The sequence below is a fragment of the Bacillus sp. FSL R5-0585 genome (genome assembly GCF_038004545.1).
GTDB classification, from domain to species: domain Bacteria; phylum Bacillota; class Bacilli; order Bacillales; family Bacillaceae_G; genus Bacillus_A; species Bacillus_A cereus.
In genome coordinates, this window is record NZ_JBBORJ010000001.1 from 1,706,723 (window position 1) to 1,733,243 (window position 26,521).

Sequence of the window (26,521 nt, forward strand, 5' to 3'; positions counted from 1 at the left end):
TAAGTATTCAACAGTTTAAATAAAACGAGTTAGCTTTTTATTTTAAGAAGAAAGATGACTCGTTTTATGCTAAAATTCGCTTAGTGTATATTTTCGTTAAAATGTGGGTGGGCCCCCTTTTAGCAAAACCGGAGTGGGAATGATGAGTATAAATAGTTTTGTGGGATTGATAAATGACGAATTATTAAAAGAGGTAAGTATCAGAAGTGAGAATGAATTCGAGCCTGTAGTAGTTAAAGATATTCCTAGACTTTGGAAGTGTTTAGGAACAGGTAATTATGCCGCAGTATTCATGCACAAAGAATACAAAGATTGGGTAGTGAAAGTTTACGTGCGAGAAGGAGAAGGAATTGAAAAAGAGTCAGAAGTATACCGAAGAATCGGAAATCATCCTTCTTATTCAAAGCTTATATATAAAGGAGAAAATTTCATAGTATTGAAACGTTTAAAAGAAATTACCTTATACGATGCTATTCATAAGGGGATTAAAATTCCTAAGCAGGTAATACTTGATATCAATAAGGCTTTAGAGTATGCGAGAGAACAGGGATTAACTCCTTGTGATGTTCACGGGAAAAATGTGATGATGGAAAAAGGAAGGGGATATGTAGTCGATGTATCTGATTTCTTAAAAACAAAAGAAGATAGTAAGTGGAGAGACCTAGAAAAGGCATATTTCACCTTTTATTTTCCTTTCATATATAAATTGCCTTTCCCTATTAAAGTACCGTATTTTATGTTAAACATTGTTAGACGTTCGTATAGAAAATATAAGAAGCTTAAAAAGAAATTCAAATTGTAAAAGGACCACATATGTTCCTGAAAATGAGTTAAATTCACATAAATAACTTTAGAAAAATTTCAAATTTTGTTTAGGGGCTACTCCAAGACCTTAGCTTGCTGGGCATATGGTGCTACCTCAAAATATAAAAAGATTAGGAGTGAATCCTAATCTTTTTATTTATACATATTTTTGTTATGAATATCACTATCAATTCCAAAACGGGATATTTTGAATAAATGAAACCGTCAAAATAAGTGTTGATACGGAACCAGCAGTTACTAAAGTTACTATTTTTCGTCCATTCTGTTCTTTTGAAGATTTTATAAGTTCTGTAATTAACACAATCCATATTATGATAGAGATTATTGAAATAATATTTATAGACATATGTAACACATCCCTTCTTGTTTTCACATAAATATTTCTTCTTTTACAAAATAAAAGCAATTTAACAAGAAAATATGTAACGCATTACAAATCAATATTTTCCTGTTAAACCACCTTTTTTAAATAAAAATACGACTGATAAAACGATAACAACAGCCTTCAAACTTCCCCAATATGGATAAATAGCATGATCTGTTAGACTAGCATGCTGAAAAATATTCTCTAAACCGAAAATTCCTATCATGACTGCTAAAATGAATGAAGCTGATCCATACGTCCCGTTATGATAGAGGGTAAATAAATAGACTGCGAAAATTAGTGGTAAGATGATTTGTAGTACGATTATCATAGTTTGTCCCCCATATTATTTATAATTATATTATATACAAAATTGTAATAAAAAGGAATACGACTTATTTGATCCTAACAGAACTACTCTAATCATATTCTTCTATAAAAAAGAAGAAAAAGGGGTGTACAGTTAATTGACAAAAGTTAAAGTTAGTTTACGACCCATTGTTCATAATATAAATTTACCAACTGTATTGAAAACAACGATACTTCCAGGTGAATCGACCGAAAGACTATTTATCGCAACTCAATTAGGAGAGATTTTTTACATAGGGGACGGAGTTATAAAGACATTTTTAGATATTCGTCACCTAATTATTAAATTAGGTACATTTGAAGAAGGTGTTTCTAGTAGCGGTTATGATGAACGCGGATTGCTAGGACTTGCGTTCCATCCACAATTTTATCAAAATGGGTTATTTTATCTTCATTATTCAGTAGCCGGAACTCAAGGACCAGGTGCACTTTCTGAACAATTTAAACCGAATCCTTGTGACCCTAAAACGTTAAATTTGAAGTGGGTTAATAGAAATACGCAATATGATCACATTGATACAGTGGAAGAATGGACTTTACAATCTAATGGTCAAGCTCAAAAGCGACGAACATTACTGAATGTAAGAAGACCATTTTTTAATCATAACGGAGTCAATAGTTTAAACTTTTCACCTGAGACTGGAAAACTTGTTTTTACAAATGGAGATGGTGGATCAGGTTATGATCCATTTAATTTAAGCCAAGATGATTTAGAAATAGCAGGAAAAATAATTGAAATCGATGTAAGTAAAAATACATTTATAAATAACCCTCCTGTAGTTACACGCTTTAATGAACTTCCTTTATCTATACAAGAAACACTTACAGTAATTGCGAAAGGAGTACGTAATATAACCGGCATTTCATTTCAAAGGTTTTATAATCAATATATCAAATACGCCGGAAATGTCGGACAAGATATTGTAGAGTCTATTTTTTCATTTGTTCAATATAAACCTATACCGGTAACAGAACTTGTTCAAATGCATTTTATGAGGTTAACTCCCAATCAAGATGGGTTTATCAATTTTGGGTGGCGAGGATGGGAAGGGGATTTACCTACTTCTTTTATACGACATTGTTCTGAGAATCAGACTTTGGATGAGAGAACGATGGTTTATTATGATGAAACAATACAAACTTCAGTGAAGCGTATTCTGCCTCTACTTAGTTATTTTCATAAAGATTCTAGAACAGATAAGTTTGGAGGAACTTCACTTACAGGAGTTCAGCCATATATGGGAAATGCAATTCCAAATTTAACAGGTAGCGTTGTTTTTACTGACCTTGCCAAGAAAGGAGAATCCCAGTCTCCAATTAAGGGTGTTTTAGCCTATACTAGAGCAGGTACAGACGGTAAACATGCTGACTTTTATGCTATTGAAACCAATTATGATTTTGGTACGCAAGCAGCTTATTATATGAGTTTAGGAACAAATTCGGATCAAACTAAATTATATTTAGGAGTTTACAGTTCTATGAAAGTAACTGATTTTAACAAAGGTACCATTTTTGAAATTATTCCCTGATACGATACACACTCGTAGTTTAATAATCCAAGGAATTTATTTTGTTTCAAAACGCACAATTTATCCCCCTAAAAGTCTTTTATTATATAGTAATTCATAACAAGCAGAAAGCAGCTCATAAACCACTAGTGTATGAATAATATAGAAAGTAATGAATGAGGCATCTTTAGGGGGAGATATTGATGAATTGGTTTGTACGTTATTGGTATCAACTGATGATAGAACATGATACGAGCTTTGTTCATAAAAGAAAATTGTCCCTTGCGAATAAGTTAGTACTTACAGCTTTGATGAGTGCATTGGCCACCATGTTTCAAGCAGCTGGGAACTTAGTTCCTGGTATAGGTTTGCTCATTAGTCCATTTTCGACATTACCGATTTTTTTTGCTATTTTCTATTCTATTCGTGAGGGAATACTTTCTTATATTCTTACTATTTTTCTATTATTTATTATTGAGCCCAGTGAACTAATTGTCTTTCCTTTTACTACAGGCTTATTAGGTCTAGCCTTAGGAGTATTTTTTTTAAAATTAAAGAGGAGAATTTGGATTGTTTCCTTTTCAGCAACTTGTCTACTTATTGGTATTATGATCGTTCTCGATGTTTTCCGTTTTCCGGTACTTGGTCCTGCTGTTCATACAACTATGGATATAAAAATTATTTTATCAATATTTATAATGAGTTTTCTATACTGTTGGATTTATGCAGGTTTTTGCAGAATAATGATGAATAGATTATATAAAGTGTTGTATTGACAATGGCATAATGAGGATTGGAGATTGAATTCATGACTAACGTTGCAGTTAGAAGACCGAATTTGAATGATATAGATGAACTATATTTATTTTTCCGTATAGTTATTACGAATACATACAAAAATGAAGGATTGTCACAATTATTAGATGACATAGAAAATGAAATTAACTCAAAAAAGCATTATTTGAAAAGTGATTTTGATAGTAACGGAGAAAGTCGTTACTTTTTATTAGCAATTGATACAAGTAACGATAAAATCATTGGAACAATCGAAATCGGTCCAGCAAGTACATTGATTAATAGTTGTACAGGTGGTGTACTTAAAAATTTGTATGAAATAGGAACTGTATTCATACTTCCGGAGTATCAGAGAAAGGGAATAGGGAGTTTATTACTACATACAATGTTTCTTACATTACTTAGCAGAGGGATAACAGAATATTGTTTAGATAGTGGATATAAAAATGCGCAAAGTATATGGATAAAAAAGTTTGGAAAACCTAGCTATGTATTGAAAGATTACTGGGGAGAATCCAGTGATCATATGATTTGGAAGAAAAGTTTACATGATACACCTATAATATTTGAATTATAAAATGAAATATGCCTCTGAACATAGCTTTTCTTACTTATGTATGCTATTATTTATCTTTATAATAAAAGAGGACGTGAATGAACTTGATTAAAATTAATATTCCTGAAGCTGATGTTTCAATTACTGAACGTAAACAAGTTATTAAAGGAGACGAGCCAATCATTACTCCAATTAATGGATTTATCGATTTCCACTTGTTCCCTAGAGATAAAGGCGGCATTTTTATGTTTTACAATATTAATGACGAACTTCTTTTCGTAGGTAAAGCTCGTAAAATTAGACAACGTATTAAGAAGCATTTTGAAGATAATGTTTCACCAATTAAAAATCACCGTGATGAAGTATACCGCATTGATGCATGTATCGTAGAAGATCCAACAGAAAGAGAAATTTACGAAACATATATCATTAATGAATACAAAGCGAAATATAACGTTGATAAAGTATTCTACAAATAATCAACATTAATAAAAAGCAATCCTAGCTAATATGCAAGGATTGCTTTTTATTTAGATTTATTCTTCATATCTTTCTCCTTTTTTCAAATGATTAGCAGCAACAAAACAGATTACACCTATAAATATAAGTACAATACCAACCGTTTTATGTTTTCCCTCAAAGAAAGGAATATCTGAAATAACATTTGTCATACATAGTCCTAAAAATACAAGGATAGGGCCCACCCAAAGTAATACATTACCGAATTTTGTGTGCTTCCACATAATAACCCTCCTTAACCCTCTTTACATATATATCCATAAATAAAAAGTAAATTCATAGAGAAATATAGTTTTTTTCATATCGAAAATTTAACCCTCATATATTGGTACAAGCAAAAGAGAAAGGAGACCATCATGAATTGGTTAGAAGCTTTCATACTAGGTATAATTCAAGGTTTAACAGAATTTTTACCAATCAGTAGTACCGGACATCTTTATTTAGGAAGGCATTTGTTCCGATTAGATGAGGCTGGCTTATTTTTAGATACGATGCTGCATATTGGGACTTTACTTGCGGTTTTTATTTATTACAAAAAAGAATTTATATATTTAATTAAAAACCCATTTTCAAAGCTCATGTTATTACTTATCGTTGGGACAATACCCGCAGTTGTTATTGGTTTATTGTTTAAAGACTTCTTTGAAGATATTTCAAAAACAGGAATCACGATCGGTTGGGAGTTTTTAGTGACTGGATTCTTTCTCTACATGGCAGATAAACAAAAGAATGGTCGTAAAAAAATGGATGACATAACATATAAAGACGCATTAATTATCGGTTCATTTCAAGCTGCTGCTATTTTTCCAGCCATTTCCCGTTCTGGAATGACAATTGTCGCTGCATTATGGAGAAAATTAGACCGTGAAACTGCTGCTTACTTTTCTTTTTTACTATCGACACCAGCCATTGTTGGAGCTATCATTTTGCAATTTGTAGACGTTTTTCAAGGGAAAGCAGAATCTATTTCTAGTACATCTTTAATTGTCGGAACGTTATCAGCAGCGTTTTTTGGATACATAGCCGTTTCATGGATGATTCAATATTTAAAACGTCACTCTTTAAAAGTATTCGCGTATTACGTATGGGGATTAGGTATTTTAATTTTAATGTTGCAATTTACTGATGTATTTTAAGTATAATGATAAAGAAGTTAATTAGTTTAAGATCCTGTTTCATTCATACAAGGCAGGATCTCTTTTTATTAAGGGGGAAAATATGTTTAATAAGGCTATCGTTATTGGTGGAAGTATGGCAGGAAAGTTTGCAGCAAAAGCATTATCAACTTCTTTTAAAGAAGTAATCATTATAGAAGCTGGTGAAAGGTGGGATGGAAAGTCTTCGAGAAAAAGAGTTCCACAAAGTAATCATCCTCACGTGTTATTAAAAGGTGGGGAAAACGCAATTGAAGAATTGTTTCCTAATATTACGAATGAATTAATAGAAGCAGGTAGTATCGTAAATAACTTTACTCGTGATTTAAAATGGCATCAATTTGGTTTATGGAAACAGCCATTCATAGGGGAAGTACATATGATTCAACAAAGTCGTCCTTTGCTAGAATGGCATATTCAAAAACGAATACATCAAATTTCAAATATTACTATTAAATATGAAACATTGGTTAAAGGGTTATTGGTAGATGCAAAGCTTAACAAAGTGTGTGGAGTAAAAGTTAAATATCTAGAGACAAACACACAAGAAAAAGTTCATGCGGATCTTGTAGTTGATGCGAGTGGATTTGGCTCGAAAAGTATAGAGTGGCTACGAGAATACGAAATTGAAGTACAAGAAGAGAAAGTTCGTATTGATTTATTTTACGCAACGAAAATGTTCAAACTTAAAGAAAATGAGGAGTTAGACTGTTGTAATATGCTAATGTCTCCGAGTTTCCCTGATAACCCTTATGGCGTTCTTATTCAAACGATAGAAGATAATCGTTATTTTGTTACTTTCAGTGGATACGCAAACGAGAAAGCACCACAAACAGATGATGAGTTTTATGATTTTGCTGAAAACCTATCAATTTCTAATGTTACAGATTTCCTAAACAAGGCCGAGGGAATTACTGATATAAAGACATACAAAATTCCTTATCAAGTACGCCGGCGATTTGATTTAGTGAATGATGTACCAGAAGGATTATTAGTTATTGGAGATGCGCAATGTCGTTTTGATCCCGTTTTTGGCCAAGGCGTATCAGTTGCTGCTATGGAGGCTCACCAATTGCAATTACTTTTGCAAGATAGAAAACAACTTGATAAAACATTTACACAACAATTTTATAAAAAGGCAGCTACTATAATAGAAACCCCTTGGGATATGACAACAACGGAAATATCACGTCATCCGCAACTAAAGAGAGAATTAACTACAAAACAAAAATTTCAGCTATGGTATACGAAACAAATATATCGACTATCCGCAAGTAATTCTGATGTTTATATTCGGTTAGTACGAGTGATGAATTTAATTCGTAGTCCATTTCATCTTTTTCATCCGAAAGTGCTACTATCTGTATTACTTAATCGAAAGTAATAGCAGGAATATAATTGATTAAAAAAGAATGTATAACAGTTAGTAAATCTAGAAGGAGAATACGGGATGGAAATATACATAGAGCAACTAAAGAAACAAGATGCTAAGGATTTATTTACGTTTGAACTTACGAATAAATCTTTTTTTGAAACAATGGTACCAAATCGTGGCTCAAAATATTTTGAATTTGAATATTTCAAAAAACTACTAGACGATTTATTAATAGAACAAGCGGATGGAGATTCTTATTTTTATTTAATTCGTAATGAAGAAAAAGAAATTGTAGGGCGAATTAATTTAGTAGATATAGATACGGAAACTCGAATTAGTTCGCTCGGGTATCGGGTCGGAGAAAAATTCACTAAAAAAGGAGTTGCAACAGCAGCCGTAAAATTAATTTTAGATGTAGCGAAAAATAATGAAATTACTGAAGTTCATGCTAAAACAACGACTAATAATCTCGCATCACAAATTGTACTAGAAAAAAGCGGATTTTCTTCTTACCAAAACGAATCAGATATAACATCTGTAGAATTACATGGAGAACATGTGAAGTTTGTACACTATATTTGGAGAAATACTTCGCGCTTATAATAAGGAGGACTTATTCATGAATGATTTACGTTATCCAATTGGCCAATTTACATACAAACGTCCTATAACTGAAGAAATGATTGATACATGGATTCAAGAAATTGAAGATTTACCTAATGAACTAACAAAGGCAATTAAAGATTTAGATCAGAAGCAGTTAGATACACCATATCGAGTTGGAGGGTGGACTGTCCGTCAAGTTGTTCATCACGTTGTTGATAGCCATATGAATAGCTACATACGCTTTAAATTAGCACTGACAGAAAAGAATCCAACTATTAAGCCGTATAAAGAAGAGAAGTGGGCAGAGTTACCCGATTCAAAATTACCGGTAGATGTTTCACTAGTAATGCTAGATTCATTACATAAAAGATGGGTTAACCTTTTATATTCTCTAGAAATTGAAGATTTAGAAAAGACATTTAACCATCCTGAAACTGGTGAAACAAAACTTGCTGTTGCAATAGGCCTATATGCATGGCATGGTCGTCATCATACCGCTCATATTACCTCGTTAAGAAAGCGACTTAATTGGTAACATGGAGATTACATTAGAGAAGGCGACAGAAAGTGATGCAGAAGTTATATTTCAAATACAAATAGACTCATTTAGCCCTTTATTACATAAATATAAAGACTATGAAACAAATCCAGCAAATGAAACTATCGAAAAAACTATTTGTAGAATAAATCATGTAGACGGTGGCTTCTATAAAATAATAGTGGCAATGAATCTTGTTGGAGCGATATGCATTTCACAAAAAGAAACACCCTCTAAATTTTGGATCAGTCCAATGTTTATTCACCCGAGTTATCAAGGAAAAGGAATTGCCCAAAAGGTACTTACATTAATTGAGGAAATGTTTCCTGAAGCAACGAGCTGGGAACTTGCTACTATTTTAGAAGAAGAGAAAAATTGTTTTTTGTATGAAAAGATGGAGTATAAAAGAACAGAAGTTATAAAGAAATTAAATGATGAAACTACACTTATTTATTACAAAAAAGAAAGGTAAAGCATATAAAATACGCTTTACCTTTTTATGTCATTTCAGATTAAATATACAAAAATAATGTATGTTCTTCCAGAATAATCGGGTTAGTAATTTTAAAAATGAATAAAAATACAAAAAACCACTACTTTGTCGTAAAGGTTACTAACGCTTTTTGAATGCTTAAAATACTATCGTCACCTTTAAATTCTTTCGTAATTGGATCCTCCATACTAGACACCCAAATTTTAAGTTCTGCATCTAAATCAAAATGCCCAGCCGTTTCGATGCTATATTGTGTAATACTTTTATAAGGAATAGAATGGTATTCTGTTTTTTTGCCAGTTACTCCTTGTTTATCTACTAAAATAAGACGACGATTTGTAAATACGATTAGATCACGAATTAATTTATAAGCATGCTCTACTTTTTCATCGTCCAGCATAATCTTCTCTAAATCACGTTCTACACTTTCAGAACTTGTATTTGATGCATTTCCTAAAATACCGCTAAATAAACCCATATTAAATTCCTCCTTTAATATATGTGGAATGAATTACTTATATTGTAACATGTTACTCACAAAGATATTATGACATTACTTTAGTAGTTTCTGGTTATTGTTGTAATTAGTTTATATAACCTCATCTTAAAATCTTATGCTAATATGAAATTAAGAAAAAAGAAGCAGAGGGATATAGCATGAAGAATATTGGTTTAGTATTAGAGGGTGGAGGAATGAAAGGTTTATATACTGCAGGTGTACTCGAATATTTCATGGAAAAGAACTTATTCTTTCCGTATGTAGTCGGCGTATCAGCTGGAGCCTGTATGGGAGCAACCTATTTGTCACGTCAAAAAGGTAGAAATAAGAAAGTAAATACAGAGCTAGTATCAGATTACAGGTATATATCTTATCGAAACTTAATTCGAAAACGTGAATTATTCGGAATGGATTTTTTATTTGATGAAGTACCTAATAAAATTGTACCATTTGATTTTCAAACTTTCTTAAACTGTAATGAACAGTTTGTTATAGGGACGACTGATTGCGAATCAGGACAAGCCATTTATTATAATAAAGCAGAACACGGAAATGATATTTTAAAAATCATTCGTGCATCTAGCTCTGTGCCGTTTATAGCACCTGCTGTAGAATATGATAATCGAAAATTACTAGATGGAGGAATTATAGATCCTATACCAGTTTTAAAAGCTCAAACTGATGGTTATGAAAAGAACGTTGTAATTATGACAAAGCCAGAAGGATATGAGAAGCAGCGGAATAAATTTTCAGGCCTGGCTAAAATTTTATATAGAAAATATCCGAAAATCGCAGAGAATTTAGTAGACCATTATCGTTGTTATAATGAGACGATATCTTATATGAATCGAGAAGAACAAAAAGATAATTTTTATGTAATTCAACCAAGTGTACAGCTTCCTATAAGCGGAATAGAAAGAAATAAGGAAAAGCTTGTTAATCTATATAATCTTGGGTATATCGATGCTCAATATCATTATGAAAACTTATTAAATTGGATAGAGAAATAAAGGAGGTGAAAGTTGAAGTTAGGAAAACAAATTATTTTTAAGGAATTGCAGAAAATGCATAGTCCACTTCATAAACCGTTTCCTTATCGTGCTACAGCAAAATTGCAGCGAGACCTAAAAAGTAAATTTACCGAAGATGATTGTATGAACGCTAATTTTAATCATTATTGGATGCATACAGCAGCTACTTTAAATTCTGTACTAAATGGAAACGAACAGAACATTACGTTTCAACAAATAAAGTGGTTAAGAAAATCGTTTTTCGAGTGGTTTCCGCAATATCGTTTTCTAGAAACAGAAATTGTGAATTATCCCATTTTGTATAGAGATTTCATAAGTTATGAGAAGACCAGGAAGCTATTACTTTATTACCTTACTGAATAAAAGCGAAAACGTACAGGTTACATTACTTGTACGTTTTTTTGTTCATAAAACATTCAATATTAACAACTAGTTTATATAGGAATTCTAATGAGAAGAAAGAAGAACATATAATAGAATGATACAGGGGAGGAGAGAGGAATAGCTGTTTTACTTTAAGTTATTGTCCAACTCGAATACAGTTAGTTATTTATGTTAAAATATTTCGAGTGAAATCAAGCTTTTAAGGATTTCATTAACATTAAACAAAACAAGTTAGCAACGTAGAAGGGATAACATTAACATGAAAAACGTATCAAATATAGATAAAGTAGAATCAATAAAATCTTTACAGTCAACAATTAGTAAACTTGAAAATGCCTTATCACAGATGACTCAAAAAGGATCAAATACTACTTTAGTGAAAAAAAGACTCAAAGCAGCTAGTATCGGCTTAGCTATGTTAGAAAGTGTTTGGAAGCAAGAAACTCATCATTATACTCAGGAAGATTTAGCAGAAGCTCGTAATGTTCTAATTGGTTTGCTTCCATCAATTGAAAAGATTTACGTTAAGTCAAAGCTTGGGAGTCCTCAAAGAACGCTTTTAGAAAGAAGAATAAAATCATTAGAACTTTCTATTCAGGCAATTGATTATTTTTCTAATAAATAACTTCGCTAAACAAATAACTTACGACTACTTTTATATAGGGATTCTAATGAAAAAAACTACATATAGAATAAATACTACAAAGGAGAAAGAGAGGTGACTACAATAATCAGTCCTAAGTTAGAGAAGCTTAAAAATCAATTAAAGAATGGAAACAAAAAAGCTCTTTATACTTTTTTGCATGAAATCAAGTCAAATCACACGCCACTAATAGAACAATGCCCTGCAGATAATCAGTATAAACTTATAACGTATATATGGTTAGGCAATCAAAATACTGAAAATGTTTATGTATTCGGTAGTTTTCCTGGTTGGGATCTGTCTGTAAATCAATTACAACGATTGTTACAGACAGATATTTGGTATGTTACGTTTAGAACAAATAAGAGTTTTATTTCAACTTATTATTTTACAGTAAATGATTTTTTCGAAAATAATTGGATAAAGCGTAGTGAACAGTACGAAATAGACCAATTTAATCGAAATACATTTGGAGAAGGTACCAATAAAGCGTCTGTGTTAAACATAGGAATGGAGGTGCAATATAGCAGTCGTTTTCCTTCAAATGATTATCCATCCGGAAAGATTGAAACATATTCTTTTTATAGTTCGATTTTAAATAACACACGCAAAATTCATATTTATACGCCTCATGATTATTCTCACACTTCACATATTCAAGAACTTCTCATTGTATTTGATGGGAATTCATTCATTAATGACCTTTCAATCACAAAAACACTTAATTATTTAATTTACGAAAAAGAAATCCCATCGTGTATTGCTGTTGCTATAGATCCTGTCGATCGATTAGAAGAGCTAACTTATAACGATAAAATGAATGCATTTTTAACGAAGGAATTACTTCCGTGGATTCAAGCTAAGTATCACGTTTATCAAGAAAAGAATCATACAACAATTGCTGGTTTCAGTCTTGGTGGCTTAGCAGCTTTTTATGCAGCACTTCAAAATCCACATATTTTCGGAAATGTGTTGTCACTGTCTGGATCCGTACATTGGAAAAAAGATAATTATGAAAATACAATTCCTTGGATTGAAAATCAAATTTCATTAATATATTCTAATGCGACTCATCTACATTCTTACATAGCAGTAGGTGAACTCGAAAACGAACCTCTTTTAACGGCTAATAGACGGCTATATAAAGCTTTAGAAGAAATGAAACGCCAAACCACTTACGAAGAGTTTCAAGGCGGACATGATAGCGTATGGTGGCGAGAAAAGCTATTCGATGGATTAAGGGCATTAGAATTTACAAAAACGACATTAGAAAATAAAAAGGAGAGAGAATCTATGAATCAAGAAGAACTAGATAAAAAACTAAAAAAACAAGAGATTTTAGTAAAAGATGAGAAAGTTTGGTCTTATACGTATGTGGATCATATTAGTTCTATCGTTAAACAAGCAGAACAGAAAGGAGCTTTTGATAATTTACCTGGTAAAGGGAAACCTCTTAATCTTGATAAAGATCTTTCTTACAATCCTGAAAAGCAACTTTATAGAACTTTAGCAAATAATCATGTTTTACCTAGGTGGATTGAGCTTTCAAAAGAAATTGATGATTTAAAAGAAAAACTAAAAGAAAATACAAATACTGCAGAAGCAGCGGACTTAATTCGAACTATTAATAAAAAGGTATTAGAACATAATTTACTTTGTCCACCAAGCGCGCAAAAAATGAGGGTGAAAATGGATTTTTAACGATTTTCAATTAAGCTATCGCTTACTATATAATTAAGTTAGGCATTTTCAATTCATTACTAAAGGGAGGCAAATGTAGTGAAGAATACGTATCAACTTCAAATTCCGAAAGAACTAGAACAGTATCGTAGTATTTTAGAAGAAAGTGTGAAACCGTATGTTAAAGTGTCTGGAACATTAGCTGAAACAACGCTTTTTGAAAGTAAGTTTGGTGGTTATCCGTATTTACCTATAGATCAAGAGCATCCTAAAGACTCAAACGGACAACCTATGATGCTACTTGCGCAGTTAAACCTTGAAGAAATACCAAACATTGAACATATGCCTCAACATGGAATGTTACAGTTTTTCATAAGTGCTGAAGAAGATCTTTTTGGAGCAGATTTTGATCATCCCACAGTCCAAAAAGACTTTCGAATTATTTATCATTCTACAATTATAGAAGATTTAAATAAGGTTATTACTGATTTTAGTTATTTAAACACTTTAGATTTAGAGAATTTTATCATACCCGAAGCAGCAAAACTAAAGTTTGAGTTGGCATATCAACCAGTAACACCAAGAGATTATCGATTTGAAATGATTTTTAGTGATAACATTGATTGGGAAGAAATTGTTGATGAAGAAAATAATACAGAATTAGGCGAACTGTATGATGATTTATGTAAAGATCAAGGACATAAAATTGGTGGATATCCATTTTTCACACAGACAGATCCGAGAGAATGGGAAGAAAAATACCAGCAACATGACATATTATTGCTGCAAATCGATACAGACAATTCATTAAATATTATGTGGGGAGATTCTGGCGTTGCTAATTTCTTTATACGTAAGGAAGATTTGTTAAATCTAGATTTTTCCAATGTCATTTACAATTGGGATTGTTACTAGAAGATATAAATAAAATAATAGCAAACAAAAATCTTCCTGAAGGTGAGGAGGATTTTTTTATGTTAAAAATAAGCGTTATGTTAACTAGAATAAAAAACAATGAGTGTAATGAAAGTCAAGCCTAAATAACAACAAATAATGTAAATTTGTAAAACATGTGCAAATAGCAATAAATTCATTAAGTAAAACATAAAATAAAATTACTAATTTATATTTTGTATAGAAATAAATTTTCTGTATAAAAATTTCTTGCCAATCAAAAATGTTTTTAATTCGTTAAATCTTAAGCGATTATTGATTAAGATTTGCTGTGATGAATTTATAACAAATAAAAACGATAAAAACTGAAGGAATTTGTTTAGATAAGATTTAATGTAAATCTCACCAAAAATCTCCGTTTCGTCTCATTAAGTATAGTTTACTTGGGTTTTGATACCTGGTATTACTTTGGTTCTATAACTGCCTATAATATATATTATGTTAACTGTAAAAAAGTAATAAACTTACTAAATTTTAGTTGTGTTTATTATGATCCCCTTTTCCACCGAATTAGTAATGTGTGATTGGTTATGTATTTATTCGCTTTATTAGCTATTGATAATAATATTTTCGGATATAAATTAGATTTTAAATAATAAAAATACAATTCGTTTAATCTGTTCATTTTAAACGAATTGTATTATGATGACGAATATTTTTTTATAACTAGTTTGCTACAGCGATTGCTTCGATTTCAATTAATAAGTTATCGTTAATTAACTTTCTAACTTCTACAGCTGAACTTGCTGGTGGATTATTAGTGTCAATGTATTGATCTCGAATATTTCTCACAATGGCCATTTGAGAAATATCTGTTAAGAAAAATGTTAATTTGACTACATCATTAAATTTTAATTCCGAAGTTTCCAATGCACTTTTAATATTTTCGAATACTTGTCGCGTTTGTGTAGCTAAATCGTCAATTCCAACTATTTGACCGTCAGTGTTAATCGCTACTTGTCCAGATATGTAAATTGTTCGTTTAGCGTTTGTAACTTCGACTACATGCGAGTATCCAAAAGTTGGTGGCATCGTTTCTGGATTGATAAATTTCTTTTGCAAGGCTCTTCTCCCCTTTAAACATTTCATTTTCTTAATGTTAGGTTTTGATTTCAGATTATCCTCTATTTACTAATAATTATTTATCGATTTAGCTGCTATTTGTAAAAGTGTATTAGCACTTTAATTTAAAGTTATTGATGGATTATGTACGTTTGATTTTTTTGTGCTTGTTATAATTACACCTTGTTTTATTAATTCTTCAGTTACTTTTGTATAGAAAAAGTGATACCACCAGATAAAAAACTCTTCATAAGTAATTTCTTTTGAGTATCTGCTGCTGGCAAAGTATTCTTTTAAAGATTTATCGTTTTCATTAAACAATAAGACTAAATCTTTACTGATCCAAGATGAAGCATTACAAGTAAATATTGAAGTTTCGTTCCTTTTATTTTTATAGATGGCGAATTATCTCCAGAGAAAATCATTTTAGCTTCATAAGCTGTATGTAATATATTCTCCGGAATATTATTAGTAAACACTTCATAACCCCTCCCTTACTAGTAAATTCATTGTAAGATTTATGTATTTACTAACTTCTATAAACGAAAATAAGTATCCTCTAATAATCTCAAATTAAAAACCTTAGCATAGATATACTAAGGTTTTTTGTATTTTTATAATGAATGAATTCTTTCATAGTCTTTTTTAAATTGATTATCATTTTTTAACCAACTTTTAAAAGTTGGTTCCTTTATTTCTAAAATGGAACAAGTTTTAGCGATACATTTATTTTTCATATATTCCTTAAGGAAATTTTGTTTTCTCTGCTTAACAGCAGCTTGGGTTCTTTTTAGGTTTCGATCTTTTAATTGATCTAGACTTAGACTTTCTTTCTGAAATTCTTCATATTTTCTATGCAAATAAATATCTTTGTCTTTATAAATCCAATTTGAAAATAGTTGTATTGATTTTCTCCCGGTTAAAATGACGCGATAATGTTTATTTTGATTTAGTAAATCGGCTGGTAAATTGTGATTTTGTAGTACCTGATTTAAAGAATTCATAAAGCTATATGATCCTCCTACAAAGTTTACTGTATACGTTTCATACTTGACGTAACCATCCCCATCAAAATATCCACGAACAAAATGATGTAAATATTCTTCAGGCACGAATGGAAATTTAATATTTAATGATTTACATGGCATGATTCCATGTATGTTCATAAGGTCGTCTTTTATTGTTTTGCTATTAATGTTTAGCATATATACGTCTGTTTTTTTGTTTTGATAAAGTGGCTGTTTTGTTTTTAGTTCTTTTTTTATATCTTCTAAAATATAACTTTCTTTTTGAGATATACTGACACATTGATTTTCTTTCTGTATAACACCATCTGCTGCTATAAACCCTAAAATATAAGCCATATTGTTTGACCACGTTTTAAAATAATCTTCTGTTATGTCATACTTTCTCTTCCAACTCCCTATAGCGCGTCTTGGTACGTTATTGTCTGATAAAACCATACGAATATACCTTGCAGACACATTAGCGAGCATGGCGATTTCTGAGGTGCTCTTCCCTTCAGTATACAAATGCATGATTTCAGATTTTGATAGTTTACATTTTGATTTCTTTTTTCGCTCTATGTGCACTTACATCCTCTCCTTCCTTTCTTTTATTAGAGACATATTTTCTTCTATAACATACAACGAAACGTATGTTCTTTGTTGCGTATAAGAAGGAATTTACTAAATAAAAACAATTTACATGTACTTAATATTTGTTTTAGCTGCCACTGTGCAATTTGTACTTTATAGATACAAATAATGAATTTGACGAATTTATGAAATACAAGGCAATTTAGATGAAAGGTAAAATAATATAGTTTAAACTACAAATAGCCACAATAACAACATACGTAAATTGTTAATCGTAAAAAGGAGAACGAATGAATAAGAAATATACAAATCAAATTCATACTGATATGAGTTTTAAACCGAAAGATATTATAAGTTTAATGACGGATTACTTTAAAATAAAATCAAAGCTGCGTCCTATAAAGGATTTGCCTATCGTTTTATCAAATAAAGATAATGAATCGTTAGAGAGTGTTACATGGTTTGGCCATTCTGCTTCTCTTTTGAAAATAGAAAGTAAAAAACTGTTATTAGACCCTATGTTTGGAGATGCCTCTTCCCCATTTCCTTTGTTTAATAGTAAGCGTTATAGTGGTGCTTTTTCTTTAGAACGTGATGACCTTCAAGAAATTGATGCGATTATCATTTCTCATAATCACTATGATCATTTGAATTATAAAAGTATTACGCAGTTAAAAGATCGCGCAAAGCACTTTTATGTTCCAACCGGAGTTGCACAATACCTTATTAAATGGGGTGTTTCACCTAGTAAAATTAGTGAGCATAACTGGTGGGACGAAATTACATTTGATAATATTAAGTTAGTTTGTGCTCCTGCAAGGCATTTCTCTGGACGAAGTATGACAGATAGAGATTGTTCATTATGGTGTTCATGGCTTATCCTTGGTCAAGAGACTAAAATTTTCTTTAGTGGCGATAGCGGTTATGCCCCTCACTTTAAGGAAATTGGTGATAAATATGGTCCATTCGATCTTACATTGATGGAATGCGGACAATATGATCCGAGGTGGTCTGCGATTCATATGTTGCCTGAAGAAACTGTACAAGCTCATATTGATGTACAAGGAGAATTACTTCTTCCGATTCATTGGGGTGCTTTTACATTAGCATTACACGAATGGAGTGATCCGATAGAGCGTGTTACGAAAGAAGCTAACCGTTTAGAAGTTAAAATTACAACGCCTCAAATTGGCGAATCTATTACGTTAAAATCTACAAACTATCCTTTAACAGCTTGGTGGAGAGAAATTTAATTATAAATAGAAAAAGAGCGAACTCTCTTATAAGGAATTCGCTCTTTTTCTGTATTTAAACTTATTTCACTATATTTGATTTCCCGCTATCTAAAATTCTATTTGCTGGTACACTGAACATTTCAATCACTGTATTCATACTTTTATCAGTTAGTTCAATGAGTTCGTTTTCGTGACTGATTTTCTGTAAGTCCCACACCATTCCATGAAATTCATTATACTGACCACTTACTTTTATAATGCTTTTTGTTTTATTTGAAGGCTGTATTTGAAGGTTTGTAAATTGATTCCCACTAATTTCATTTGGCGTAGTTACTTGACTATCCATATAAATCATATTTACACAGTCTTCTAAAGAAAAGTTCATAAAACGATTGGCATTTATCCAAGCTTGTCCGGTGCTCGGTTTTTTTGCTACTAATTTTAGTCCGGTTTCCATTCCTACAATTTTAATGTTTTCGAAGTTAACAAACGAAATTTCATTTTCTTTTCCAGCGGAGTATAAAGAAATTCCGGTACCTTTATTCGTTTCCGTCCAATTGATAATATTTATATCTTTTATTTGTGTTTTGTTCCAAGTGTTATAATATTTATTTTTACCGTCTAAATGAATAACTTCAGAGTTAAATTTAGGATCGTCAATAGCTATATACGCTCCTTCAATGGATGCGTTTTTCTCTAGTTCTAGAACTCTAAAGTTTCCCTCAACCACAAATTGTGATCCATAACCAAATAATAATTTCACACCTTTTTTAACAGTGATTGGTGACGTGATTTTATACTTTTTATCATCAAGCAATACGGTTTTTATTTTACTAGACGCTGCTTTATTAATAGCAGATTGTATTTTTATTGAATCATTTGCCCCTTTAAAGTCTTCTACATACAAGTTAGTACTTTTAGCTGCATAGTCTTTTTTGTTATATTGATAAAAAGCAAAAATAATTAAAACTATACCAATGAGTAAAACAATTACTTTCTTCATCGTACTCACCCCATATCGATTAATCTATGCTTTTATATTTAGGTTATTATTATTTTGCTTTGTATTTCAGATTACCATTGCTGCTTTGTCTATGATTGAATTATATTATGTAGGATTTAGTAAACTGTTTGCTTTACTAATACATCATTCTTATAATGTATTGATTTATGATTTCATAAAACAAAAGTCTGCTTGTACATAATGTAATTCCTTCCTCTATCCCTAATAAGCTCTTACTGGTGATATAAGATGTACTGCTGCAGATTGTTCTCCTGCTTCAATCAATATCGGTCTCATAGAACCGCCAAAGCTTAAAGTAATCGTTTCTTCTTTTATTGCTCGTAAAGCATCAACCATAAAACGCCCATCGAAAGATATATTTAATTGTTTTTCACCTTGAATTGCATCTATTTGTTGCCTTTCGGATATTTGCCCAATTTGAGAAGCGTTTGAAGAAATTTTAATTGTGGATTCGTTTATGATTTCTAAGTTAACATTGTTATTGGCCCATTCACTTGCTAATAAACTTGATCGGTCTACACCTTGTAATATCTTTTTTCTATCTACGTTAATAATCGTTTTAAAATCATTTGGAATAAGGTTAGAAATATTAGGATATTTCCCTTCAATTAGTCTTGAATATAATGTAGTTGTTCCAAACGTAAATATAATATGACTCTCCGAAAGGTAGATATATACGAATTCCGAATTGCTGTTCATTAATTTTAAAAGTTCATTAATGGTTGCGCTTGGTACAATACAATTTGCTTTTACATCTGAGGAAAGTAGCGTTTCACGTATCGCTAGTCTATGTGAGTCAGTTGCAGCGCAAATTAACTTATTATTAGATAACTCTATATGCACCCCAGTAAGAACAGGTCTAGATTCATTTTTTGCTACCGCAAAAACTGTTTGTTTAAATACTTCAATCAATTGTTCTGTCTCTACTTTGATTTCTGCATGATTGTCTATAAGTGGTACATTCGGAAACTCATCTGCAGGAAATCCATTTAAACTTAATGTGATTTCTTCTGATTGTATCTTAATAATTTGCTCATTCTTACTTTTTATTGCTATATCACTTGGCATTTTCTTTATTATTTCAATGAAATACTTTGCAGGTACAACAATAGTTCCTGCCTTTAAAATAGTTGCAATCTTTTCGTCTTCAATTAAAACAGGAATGAATTTTTCAATAAAAATATTCGAGTTACTTGCAATTAAAGTAATTCCAGATTGATCTGCAGTTATTTTTATACCAGATAATATAGGAATTAAAGATTTTGTTGATATTGCTTTGTTGACTTCTGAAAGTGCTTGAGTGAATTGTTTGTGATTAACGATAAACTCCATGTTTTCCCCGCCTTACATGAGATAATATTTTTATGAAGATTGATGAACGATTGTTCCGTTAAAAAAATAAGGTACTGTTTCTTTCTTTTGTAATAAATATAGTAAATGTTCTGGTATGCGTAAATATGGAGCTGCTATATGTAATTCCATCCAAGTAATCTCTTCAATTTCTTTTGGCCTTGATATATATGTCTCCCCGCCGATTATTTCGCCTAGAAAATTAAAGAAAATTGCATGATGATCTCTTTCCTCGAAAAAGGCTTCGCTGATAGAACAAATCCCTTTTACGTTTATATGTAACCCTGTTTCTTCTTTTACTTCTCGAATTACTGCTTCTTCCAATGTTTCTCCTAATTTAACTGCGCCACCTGGTAATGTATAATAAGAACCATTTTCCCCTTTGTTTTTTACCATTAAAATCTTTTCATTAGTTTTCTCGTACAAAATCGCGTATGTAACATTAACTTTTTTCATATGTACCTCCTCTATTTTTAATAAAAGGAATTTTCTGTCTTCTATTCATTCTACCATTAACTCCTTTTAATATATATAAGTTAGTTAAGTCTTGCCTTTACCACTATTGGTGGAGTTAATAAGAATAGGCTACTGATATAAAAAAAAGAACGTACCTTAGGAAGATTATCCAAAGTACGTTCTTGCAGTTTTAGAATAAAAATTGATCCAATTAATACTGAAATTAATAATAACCTCGCCCTTATTGCATGTGTATTCCAAATACTAATGTTAATAAATTCTATATACTTTTTAGCCGTTTTTCTAAATAATAATGATTATGTCCTTTCGGATGGTCTTCACTTACTCCAATTACTTTATATCCATGTTTCTTATAAAAATCAGGAGCTTGGAAACTAAAAGTATCTAAATTAATTAACCTACACCCTTTTTCAATTGCAAATTCTTCAATAAGTTTTATTAACTTGGTTCCATAACCTTCGTGTCTATATTCTTCAGAAACCCACAGGAAATCAACATGTACGTGGTGCCAAAATGTAATTGCAGTTATTCCGCCTACTATTTCTTCTTTTTCATTTCTTACTATGAAACTAACCTTTTCTGAAGGTGTTTTTTCTTCATCTGCGAGATATTTTTGATTATATTCAATTACTTTCTCTCTTATGTAATCACTATCTTCTTGTACCCACTGCTGTACTATTTTCATTTTAAGTGTCACGCTCCTTTTAAAGTATCTATTCAATTTAATAATCGTAATATCCTGTCTAACTGAATAGTCGTAGTGCACTGTTTCATTTCACTAAAATTTTAAAAAACCGTACTACATTTTATCTGTAGTATGGCTTTTTACCGCGTTTGATTCTTTTTAATTCAAGTTTCAACATATTAGTACAATAATTCAATTGTATCACTGCGAAAAAGAATGAACATTCCTAAACCGATTAGAACAATTGGAACAATAATATGACAATTGTTCTCAAGTACTTTAACTAGAATAGGAGCTCTTATCAATTTGTAGCTAATAAAACACCATATCGCTATCATGTAAAAAAAGATCATTAATGTAACGATATTTGCTTCCAAGGATTGACTAGCGAACATTGGTATATAAATTGAGATATTGTCAGCTCCATTAGCTAATGTAATCGTAGCTACTTTAAATAATGACTCAGAAGTGTTATCAATGACTTCATTACTTTTGTTAGAACGAATCGAGAATAGTCCTTTAACACCCATATAAATTGGCACGAATCCTAATAACCCAATCCACGAAACAGGAATGAAAAAAGAGCTTAAAGACCCCACGATACTTAGAAAAATAATCATACTAAACCCCACATATTGCCCAATAACAATATAAACCTTTTTTCTCATAGCTTTTTCGCGGACAACTCTACCTTCTTTCCTAAGTACTTCTGTTCTTACTTGCGAAAATAAAACAAGCAGTATAAAAATGTCATCAATATTTGTTGTAGCGAATGCCACAACAGAAGAAATTATGGTTGTAATCAATATAAGCCAACTACTTTCATTGTAAACTTATAAGAAAATAATGATCTATGAATGAAGTGAACGTTCCATCACAAAGTTGGTTAACTGTAATTTTCTAAATGTTTTTTAACAACATGTTAGTTCCTTTATAAAACAATATGAATATTCTAAGTATCTGCTACTTAGTTCATCAAGAAATAAACAATTTTATTGCTTCTCAAATCATTTCATTTTAAATTAAATAATTCTATTCTCTTTACACAAAAAAGAGCCCTATATTAGGACTCTTTTTAAAATTAAGCTACTTTCCGATGTAAATGTTTTAGTTCCTTTTTCTTTTCTACATTTGGTGGACGGATTAATATTGAAATAATGAAGGAAATAACACTTAAAACACCAATTATAATGAAAGTTGGTTGAAATCCTCCAAGTATCGCTCCAATGAATGATCCTGCAAGCGCACCAAATCCGAAACCTTGGTAGACAATCCCGTAATTTGTACTATGGTTTTTTAATCCAAAGAAATCTCCGACAATAGCTGGGAATATAGTTATATTACCGCCGAAGCAAAAGGCGACACTTGCTACACAAGCAAAATAGATTCCGTAATTTAGCGGAATAAAACTTAAAGTAAAGACTGACAATCCTATAATAATAAACGTTGCAGAGACAATTTTCATTCGCCCGATTTTATCTGATAACGTCCCAAGAATGATTCTACCTACTGTATTAAAGATTGCAATCATAGCAACGGCGTTTGCAGCGGTTGCTGCGCTAAGTCCAACAAGTTGTACGCCGATATCTTTTACCATACTGATTAAATACAAACCACCCATACACGAGGTGAATAACATAAAAAATAGCAGATATACTTGTTTCGTTCGCATCATTTCACGCGGAGTATAGTCATTGTGTAATGTTTCAGTTACAGCATTACTTACAATTGCCTCACGTAAGAAGAACGATCCGATTAACACTAAAAGTAACACGATAATACCCCAATATAAGAATGCTTGTGATACACCAAGGTTATCGATAAGATTTCCGTTTATATATCTAAAGATTAAGCTGCCCATTCCATACGCTGATACAGATATACCTGAAATAAGCCCTTTCCGATTTGGAAACCATTTAATTAAATTAGATAGTGATGTAATATAAGCTGTTCCATCCGCATAACCAACAACGACACCAGCTAATAAATATAAGAGTGGTAAAGAAGAAACTTGTGAACTAAGTATTAAGCCGAGTCCTAAAACAATTCCTGCAGTAGCAATAAGTTTTCGAAGTCCTAATTTTTTCTGCAACTTGGCTGCAAATAAAGTTGAGAATGATAAAGAAAAACTTGTTATGGAGAAAGTTATCGCTACTGCATTAAGATTCCATCCAAACTTACTTACAAGGGGTTGATTAAATAAACTCCATGTATAAATTGTTCCAAGTCCAATTTGAACAATGATTGTACCTAGAACAATTAGTAACGGATTTATAGAAGTTTGTTTCATACTAACTGTCCCCTTCTTTTATCTTGACATGAATTTTCACAGTTAGTATATCCATCATAAATTGCAAGATACTGTACGGAAAATGGTAATTAAGTTCATATACACAAAAAGACACTTCATAAAGAAGTGCCTTTTGCAGGTTATATCAGATATTTCTAAAGAAAGCTTTGTTAAGATAAGACATTTTCAAATGCTTATGTATATATGTTATCAAATAATTTCTTAAATGTTATGAGACTTAAGACGTATTTTTCATTCATCATATAGTCGGATGAAAAATTAATATTCGATTTCATCAAAATCTTTCGGCTGCGGTACAGTTTGCATATTAGCTGCATCTTTAGGATCGCTATAAATTGCATTTTGCTCTGTATTTACATCTTTTATATTTTGTTTTTTATTTTTGTTCACTTTATCTTTCACTTTCAATCACTCCTTTTTGTTATAGGAGTAATTATGCCCTATTACCGTTACTAAATGTATCAGCGACTAAATTACTAAATTCACGTAAATAATATAAGTAATTATCACCGCCGTAGTTATATCTTTTATTATACATTTTTGCAACAACTACATTATATTCAGGTATTACTAAAATGGTCGGTCCAGTAATCCCTAATATTTGATACGACCCTTTTGGAACACGTTCACCAAGTTCGCTTAATTGCGCAGGCTCATTTTGGATGAACCAAAACAATCCATTTTGTGGTAGTTCTTTGTTTATATATGTTGGACTCTGCAAACTCGTAGCGATTTTTATAACTTCTTTTGGAACAATTTGTTTACCATCTATCCCACCTTGATTTAAATGAAGATTGCCCCACTGCGCAAATTCTCTAGCTGAGACAAACAAATTTTTTTCAGTACCATCATCTACCGTACCAATTTCACTAATTGCGTCTTCATTTGGATTATTAACAACGTCAACTAAATTTTCATCTCGCTGAACTCTCCAACCTGTTTCTTGAAAATTAGCAGGTTTAAACACACGCTCCTTTAACAATTCAGGAAAACTTTTGTTATATAGCTGATAAATAAGACGTGTCATCATTCTTACATTAATATCTCTATACGCCCATGATTGTCCCGGTGCAAATTCACGAAAAATTGTCCTGTCATTCGTTTCTTCTAATCCGTGCGAATGTGTTACTAAATGTCTTATCGTCGTTTTACTAAGCAATGCAGGATCAAAGTCTTTAAAATATTTTATCGCTTCATCATCAATAGAGTTTATTTTCCCCTCATAAAGCGCATACGCTATCATTAATCCTAAATAACTTTTTCTAGCAGAAGCAACGTTAAATTGTGAAGATGCTGTTACTCTCTTGGTTGTAGATGTATTTGAGTGATAACCACTATAATGCTCTAGTACGATTTTATTATCTTTTATAATACAAAGTGCTGTAGCAGAACTATGATTTTTTTCTTTTATATCCTCTACCCAAGAAATCAACTTATCATATGTATACAAATAAATCCCCCTTAATACACATCAAAATTACAGCATGAAAGAAAAGTGCAAAATAGTTTTTACACCTTTCTTTCATATAAAATAACTTGAATTTTCTATACTTAAATAATCCACCAGTTCCAGCAATTAAAGCAACTGAAACATCCTGCGCATCCTATGCATCCGCCGCAACGACCTGCACAACCACCACATCTACCGCCACATCCACCGCAACGTCCACCACAACCTCCACATCCGCCACATCCGCCACAACGACGTGCATCGTCTTGAATGTAATAGTATGGATATTGACTTTGTTGTTGATCCCAATACACAACATTGCCAGTTTGATAATCATTAAGGTTTAATGATTGTAGTTCTTGTTGAAACTGATTCATTATGAAACCCTCCATTTATAAATGTAAATTCCGTCCAAATATTAAAGTTAATAAATTCTTTTAAACAAAGTAGAAACAAGACTATAGACTAAATGCGTACATCAACAAAATATGAACTTACACTAGGTGATGTACCTTGTTTTTCAGCCTATTTTCTTTATATTCATTCGATGGACGTATTTACTATAAATAAAGTGATTTAAAAATTACTAATCCAACAATTTAGGAGTTCATCATTTAACTTACTTTCTAGTAATTCCTTTACTAATGGCATTGGCATGATTTCATAATGATTTAAGGCTTCTTTATTATAAGCTATCCAGTGAAATGCTAAATGAGACTCGCTAGATTTCGGTGTTAAGTCCGTATGTAAATCTTGTGACTCTACTTCAAAAATGTGGTTAATTTCATGATGAAGAACTTCTTTATCTTGCCATTGATTTTCTATGACGCCTAAAAATTGTTGTATACTACAGTTTACTCCAAGTTCTTCTCTTAACTCTCTTTTTAATGCATTCTCTGCTGATTCTCCAATTTCAACATGGCCACCAGGTAAAAAATAATGATGGCCGATATATTCAGCAACTAATAATTTTTCATCTTTTATCATGACTGCTCGTACAATATGATGAAATTTACTTTTCAATTGATATTCCTCC

At 31.4% G+C, this 26,521-nt stretch carries 33 protein-coding genes and 1 pseudogene; 16 read left to right on the plus strand and 18 right to left on the minus strand.

What is annotated here, in order from left to right:
- Window positions 1–142 precede the first annotated feature (142 nt).
- The gene (locus MKY38_RS08845) at window positions 143–802 is read left to right on the plus strand and encodes a serine/threonine protein kinase (RefSeq protein ID WP_065224903.1); all 660 of its coding nucleotides are present in this window, start codon (window positions 143–145) and stop codon (window positions 800–802) included.
- Between the two features lie 189 nt (window positions 803–991).
- On the opposite strand, the gene MKY38_RS08850 is transcribed toward MKY38_RS08845, so the two are convergent.
- Window positions 992–1,171 carry a hypothetical protein gene (locus tag MKY38_RS08850; RefSeq protein ID WP_065224904.1) on the minus strand — a complete coding sequence of 60 codons (180 nt, stop codon included), beginning with the start codon at window positions 1,169–1,171 and terminating at the stop codon, window positions 992–994.
- 91 nt (window positions 1,172–1,262) lie between these two features.
- Window positions 1,263–1,520, minus strand: a complete 258-nt coding sequence (locus tag MKY38_RS08855; protein ID WP_065224905.1) for a hypothetical protein — start codon at window positions 1,518–1,520, stop codon at window positions 1,263–1,265.
- Window positions 1,521–1,656: 136 nt separating this feature from the next.
- Between MKY38_RS08855 and MKY38_RS08860 the strand changes: the two genes are divergently transcribed.
- The 4 genes from MKY38_RS08860 to MKY38_RS08875 all read left to right on the plus strand — a co-directional run bounded on the left by MKY38_RS08860 (window position 1,657) and on the right by MKY38_RS08875 (window position 4,896).
- Window positions 1,657–3,087, plus strand: coding sequence for a PQQ-dependent sugar dehydrogenase (locus tag MKY38_RS08860; RefSeq protein WP_137072414.1), 1,431 nt, complete (start codon window positions 1,657–1,659; stop codon window positions 3,085–3,087).
- A gap of 182 nt (window positions 3,088–3,269) precedes the next feature.
- Window positions 3,270–3,842, plus strand: a complete 573-nt coding sequence (locus MKY38_RS08865) for a hypothetical protein (protein WP_065224907.1) — start codon at window positions 3,270–3,272, stop codon at window positions 3,840–3,842.
- Window positions 3,843–3,874: 32 nt separating this feature from the next.
- Window positions 3,875–4,438 (plus strand): GNAT family N-acetyltransferase, encoded by a 564-nt coding sequence (locus tag MKY38_RS08870; RefSeq protein WP_065224908.1) that lies wholly within the window; start codon window positions 3,875–3,877, stop codon window positions 4,436–4,438.
- Between the two features lie 77 nt (window positions 4,439–4,515).
- Window positions 4,516–4,896, plus strand: a complete 381-nt coding sequence (locus tag MKY38_RS08875; RefSeq protein WP_001048941.1) for a nucleotide excision repair endonuclease — start codon at window positions 4,516–4,518, stop codon at window positions 4,894–4,896.
- A 57-nt stretch (window positions 4,897–4,953) separates the two neighbouring features.
- Here MKY38_RS08875 and MKY38_RS08880 read toward each other — a convergent pair whose 3' ends face one another.
- Window positions 4,954–5,160, minus strand: coding sequence for a hypothetical protein (locus MKY38_RS08880; protein ID WP_000265477.1), 207 nt, complete (start codon window positions 5,158–5,160; stop codon window positions 4,954–4,956).
- Between the two features lie 132 nt (window positions 5,161–5,292).
- On the opposite strand from MKY38_RS08880, the gene MKY38_RS08885 reads away from it, so the two are divergent.
- The 5 genes from MKY38_RS08885 to MKY38_RS08905 all read left to right on the plus strand — a co-directional run bounded on the left by MKY38_RS08885 (window position 5,293) and on the right by MKY38_RS08905 (window position 9,081).
- Window positions 5,293–6,072 carry an undecaprenyl-diphosphate phosphatase gene (locus MKY38_RS08885; RefSeq protein ID WP_001104298.1) on the plus strand — a complete coding sequence of 260 codons (780 nt, stop codon included), beginning with the start codon at window positions 5,293–5,295 and terminating at the stop codon, window positions 6,070–6,072.
- Between the two features lie 82 nt (window positions 6,073–6,154).
- Complete coding sequence (locus MKY38_RS08890) at window positions 6,155–7,474, plus strand: FAD-dependent oxidoreductase (protein WP_065224909.1); 1,320 nt, start codon at window positions 6,155–6,157, stop codon at window positions 7,472–7,474.
- A 66-nt stretch (window positions 7,475–7,540) separates the two neighbouring features.
- Complete coding sequence (locus MKY38_RS08895; RefSeq protein WP_070180173.1) at window positions 7,541–8,068, plus strand: GNAT family N-acetyltransferase; 528 nt, start codon at window positions 7,541–7,543, stop codon at window positions 8,066–8,068.
- A gap of 16 nt (window positions 8,069–8,084) precedes the next feature.
- On the plus strand, window positions 8,085–8,606 hold the full coding sequence (locus MKY38_RS08900) for a YfiT family bacillithiol transferase (RefSeq protein ID WP_000999070.1): 522 nt from the start codon (window positions 8,085–8,087) through the stop codon (window positions 8,604–8,606).
- A 1-nt stretch (window position 8,607) separates the two neighbouring features.
- Window positions 8,608–9,081 carry a GNAT family N-acetyltransferase gene (locus MKY38_RS08905; protein WP_070180172.1) on the plus strand — a complete coding sequence of 158 codons (474 nt, stop codon included), beginning with the start codon at window positions 8,608–8,610 and terminating at the stop codon, window positions 9,079–9,081.
- Window positions 9,082–9,202: 121 nt separating this feature from the next.
- Here the strand turns inward: MKY38_RS08905 and MKY38_RS08910 are convergent, their stop codons facing one another.
- Complete coding sequence (locus MKY38_RS08910) at window positions 9,203–9,580, minus strand: PH domain-containing protein (protein ID WP_000522472.1); 378 nt, start codon at window positions 9,578–9,580, stop codon at window positions 9,203–9,205.
- 179 nt (window positions 9,581–9,759) lie between these two features.
- Between MKY38_RS08910 and MKY38_RS08915 the strand changes: the two genes are divergently transcribed.
- The 5 genes from MKY38_RS08915 to MKY38_RS08935 all read left to right on the plus strand — a co-directional run bounded on the left by MKY38_RS08915 (window position 9,760) and on the right by MKY38_RS08935 (window position 14,254).
- Entirely contained in the window at window positions 9,760–10,611 is an 852-nt protein-coding gene (locus MKY38_RS08915; RefSeq protein ID WP_065224913.1) for a patatin-like phospholipase family protein, read from the plus strand.
- 12 nt (window positions 10,612–10,623) lie between these two features.
- Window positions 10,624–10,995: a YxiJ-like family protein gene (locus MKY38_RS08920; protein WP_070180171.1), complete on the plus strand. Its 372-nt coding sequence runs from the start codon at window positions 10,624–10,626 to the stop codon at window positions 10,993–10,995.
- Between the two features lie 280 nt (window positions 10,996–11,275).
- Window positions 11,276–11,641: a hypothetical protein gene (locus MKY38_RS08925; protein WP_000800305.1), complete on the plus strand. Its 366-nt coding sequence runs from the start codon at window positions 11,276–11,278 to the stop codon at window positions 11,639–11,641.
- Window positions 11,642–11,734: 93 nt separating this feature from the next.
- Window positions 11,735–13,360, plus strand: a complete 1,626-nt coding sequence (locus MKY38_RS08930; RefSeq protein WP_114555499.1) for a DnaJ family domain-containing protein — start codon at window positions 11,735–11,737, stop codon at window positions 13,358–13,360.
- Window positions 13,361–13,438: 78 nt separating this feature from the next.
- Entirely contained in the window at window positions 13,439–14,254 is an 816-nt protein-coding gene (locus MKY38_RS08935; protein WP_114555498.1) for a YwqG family protein, read from the plus strand.
- A 705-nt stretch (window positions 14,255–14,959) separates the two neighbouring features.
- On the opposite strand, the gene MKY38_RS08940 is transcribed toward MKY38_RS08935, so the two are convergent.
- The 4 genes and pseudogenes from MKY38_RS08940 to MKY38_RS08955 all read right to left on the minus strand — a co-directional run bounded on the left by MKY38_RS08940 (window position 14,960) and on the right by MKY38_RS08955 (window position 16,947).
- Window positions 14,960–15,355 carry a RidA family protein gene (locus tag MKY38_RS08940; RefSeq protein ID WP_001169714.1) on the minus strand — a complete coding sequence of 132 codons (396 nt, stop codon included), beginning with the start codon at window positions 15,353–15,355 and terminating at the stop codon, window positions 14,960–14,962.
- A gap of 131 nt (window positions 15,356–15,486) precedes the next feature.
- A pseudogene (locus MKY38_RS08945) lies at window positions 15,487–15,697 on the minus strand (hypothetical protein); the annotation flags it as partial.
- Window positions 15,682–15,834, minus strand: coding sequence for a hypothetical protein (locus tag MKY38_RS08950; RefSeq protein WP_002005131.1), 153 nt, complete (start codon window positions 15,832–15,834; stop codon window positions 15,682–15,684). The pseudogene MKY38_RS08945 and the gene MKY38_RS08950, both read right to left, overlap by 16 nt.
- Before the next feature lie 135 nt (window positions 15,835–15,969).
- Complete coding sequence (locus tag MKY38_RS08955; RefSeq protein WP_137072584.1) at window positions 15,970–16,947, minus strand: LAGLIDADG family homing endonuclease; 978 nt, start codon at window positions 16,945–16,947, stop codon at window positions 15,970–15,972.
- A 296-nt stretch (window positions 16,948–17,243) separates the two neighbouring features.
- On the opposite strand from MKY38_RS08955, the gene MKY38_RS08960 reads away from it, so the two are divergent.
- Complete coding sequence (locus MKY38_RS08960; RefSeq protein WP_065224916.1) at window positions 17,244–18,206, plus strand: MBL fold metallo-hydrolase; 963 nt, start codon at window positions 17,244–17,246, stop codon at window positions 18,204–18,206.
- A gap of 61 nt (window positions 18,207–18,267) precedes the next feature.
- On the opposite strand, the gene MKY38_RS08965 is transcribed toward MKY38_RS08960, so the two are convergent.
- From MKY38_RS08965 to MKY38_RS09010, 10 genes are all read right to left on the minus strand, one after another.
- Entirely contained in the window at window positions 18,268–19,191 is a 924-nt protein-coding gene (locus MKY38_RS08965; RefSeq protein WP_065224917.1) for a hypothetical protein, read from the minus strand.
- 222 nt (window positions 19,192–19,413) lie between these two features.
- Window positions 19,414–20,544 (minus strand): DNA polymerase III subunit beta, encoded by a 1,131-nt coding sequence (dnaN, locus tag MKY38_RS08970; protein WP_065224918.1) that lies wholly within the window; start codon window positions 20,542–20,544, stop codon window positions 19,414–19,416.
- A gap of 30 nt (window positions 20,545–20,574) precedes the next feature.
- On the minus strand, window positions 20,575–21,018 hold the full coding sequence (locus MKY38_RS08975) for an NUDIX hydrolase (protein ID WP_065224919.1): 444 nt from the start codon (window positions 21,016–21,018) through the stop codon (window positions 20,575–20,577).
- A 280-nt stretch (window positions 21,019–21,298) separates the two neighbouring features.
- Complete coding sequence (locus MKY38_RS08980) at window positions 21,299–21,724, minus strand: GNAT family N-acetyltransferase (protein ID WP_065224920.1); 426 nt, start codon at window positions 21,722–21,724, stop codon at window positions 21,299–21,301.
- A gap of 179 nt (window positions 21,725–21,903) precedes the next feature.
- Window positions 21,904–22,530: a cadmium resistance transporter gene (locus tag MKY38_RS08985; protein ID WP_114555496.1), complete on the minus strand. Its 627-nt coding sequence runs from the start codon at window positions 22,528–22,530 to the stop codon at window positions 21,904–21,906.
- Between the two features lie 275 nt (window positions 22,531–22,805).
- Window positions 22,806–24,014 carry an L-lactate MFS transporter gene (locus MKY38_RS08990; RefSeq protein WP_070180167.1) on the minus strand — a complete coding sequence of 403 codons (1,209 nt, stop codon included), beginning with the start codon at window positions 24,012–24,014 and terminating at the stop codon, window positions 22,806–22,808.
- A gap of 279 nt (window positions 24,015–24,293) precedes the next feature.
- Entirely contained in the window at window positions 24,294–24,437 is a 144-nt protein-coding gene (locus tag MKY38_RS08995) for a hypothetical protein (protein WP_000653680.1), read from the minus strand.
- Window positions 24,438–24,468: 31 nt separating this feature from the next.
- Window positions 24,469–25,485, minus strand: coding sequence for a serine hydrolase domain-containing protein (locus MKY38_RS09000; RefSeq protein WP_000288894.1), 1,017 nt, complete (start codon window positions 25,483–25,485; stop codon window positions 24,469–24,471).
- Window positions 25,486–25,586: 101 nt separating this feature from the next.
- Window positions 25,587–25,862, minus strand: coding sequence for a heterocycloanthracin/sonorensin family bacteriocin (locus MKY38_RS09005; RefSeq protein WP_137396765.1), 276 nt, complete (start codon window positions 25,860–25,862; stop codon window positions 25,587–25,589).
- 199 nt (window positions 25,863–26,061) lie between these two features.
- Complete coding sequence (locus MKY38_RS09010) at window positions 26,062–26,508, minus strand: NUDIX domain-containing protein (protein WP_000836831.1); 447 nt, start codon at window positions 26,506–26,508, stop codon at window positions 26,062–26,064.
- Between the last annotated feature and the right edge of the window lie 13 nt (window positions 26,509–26,521).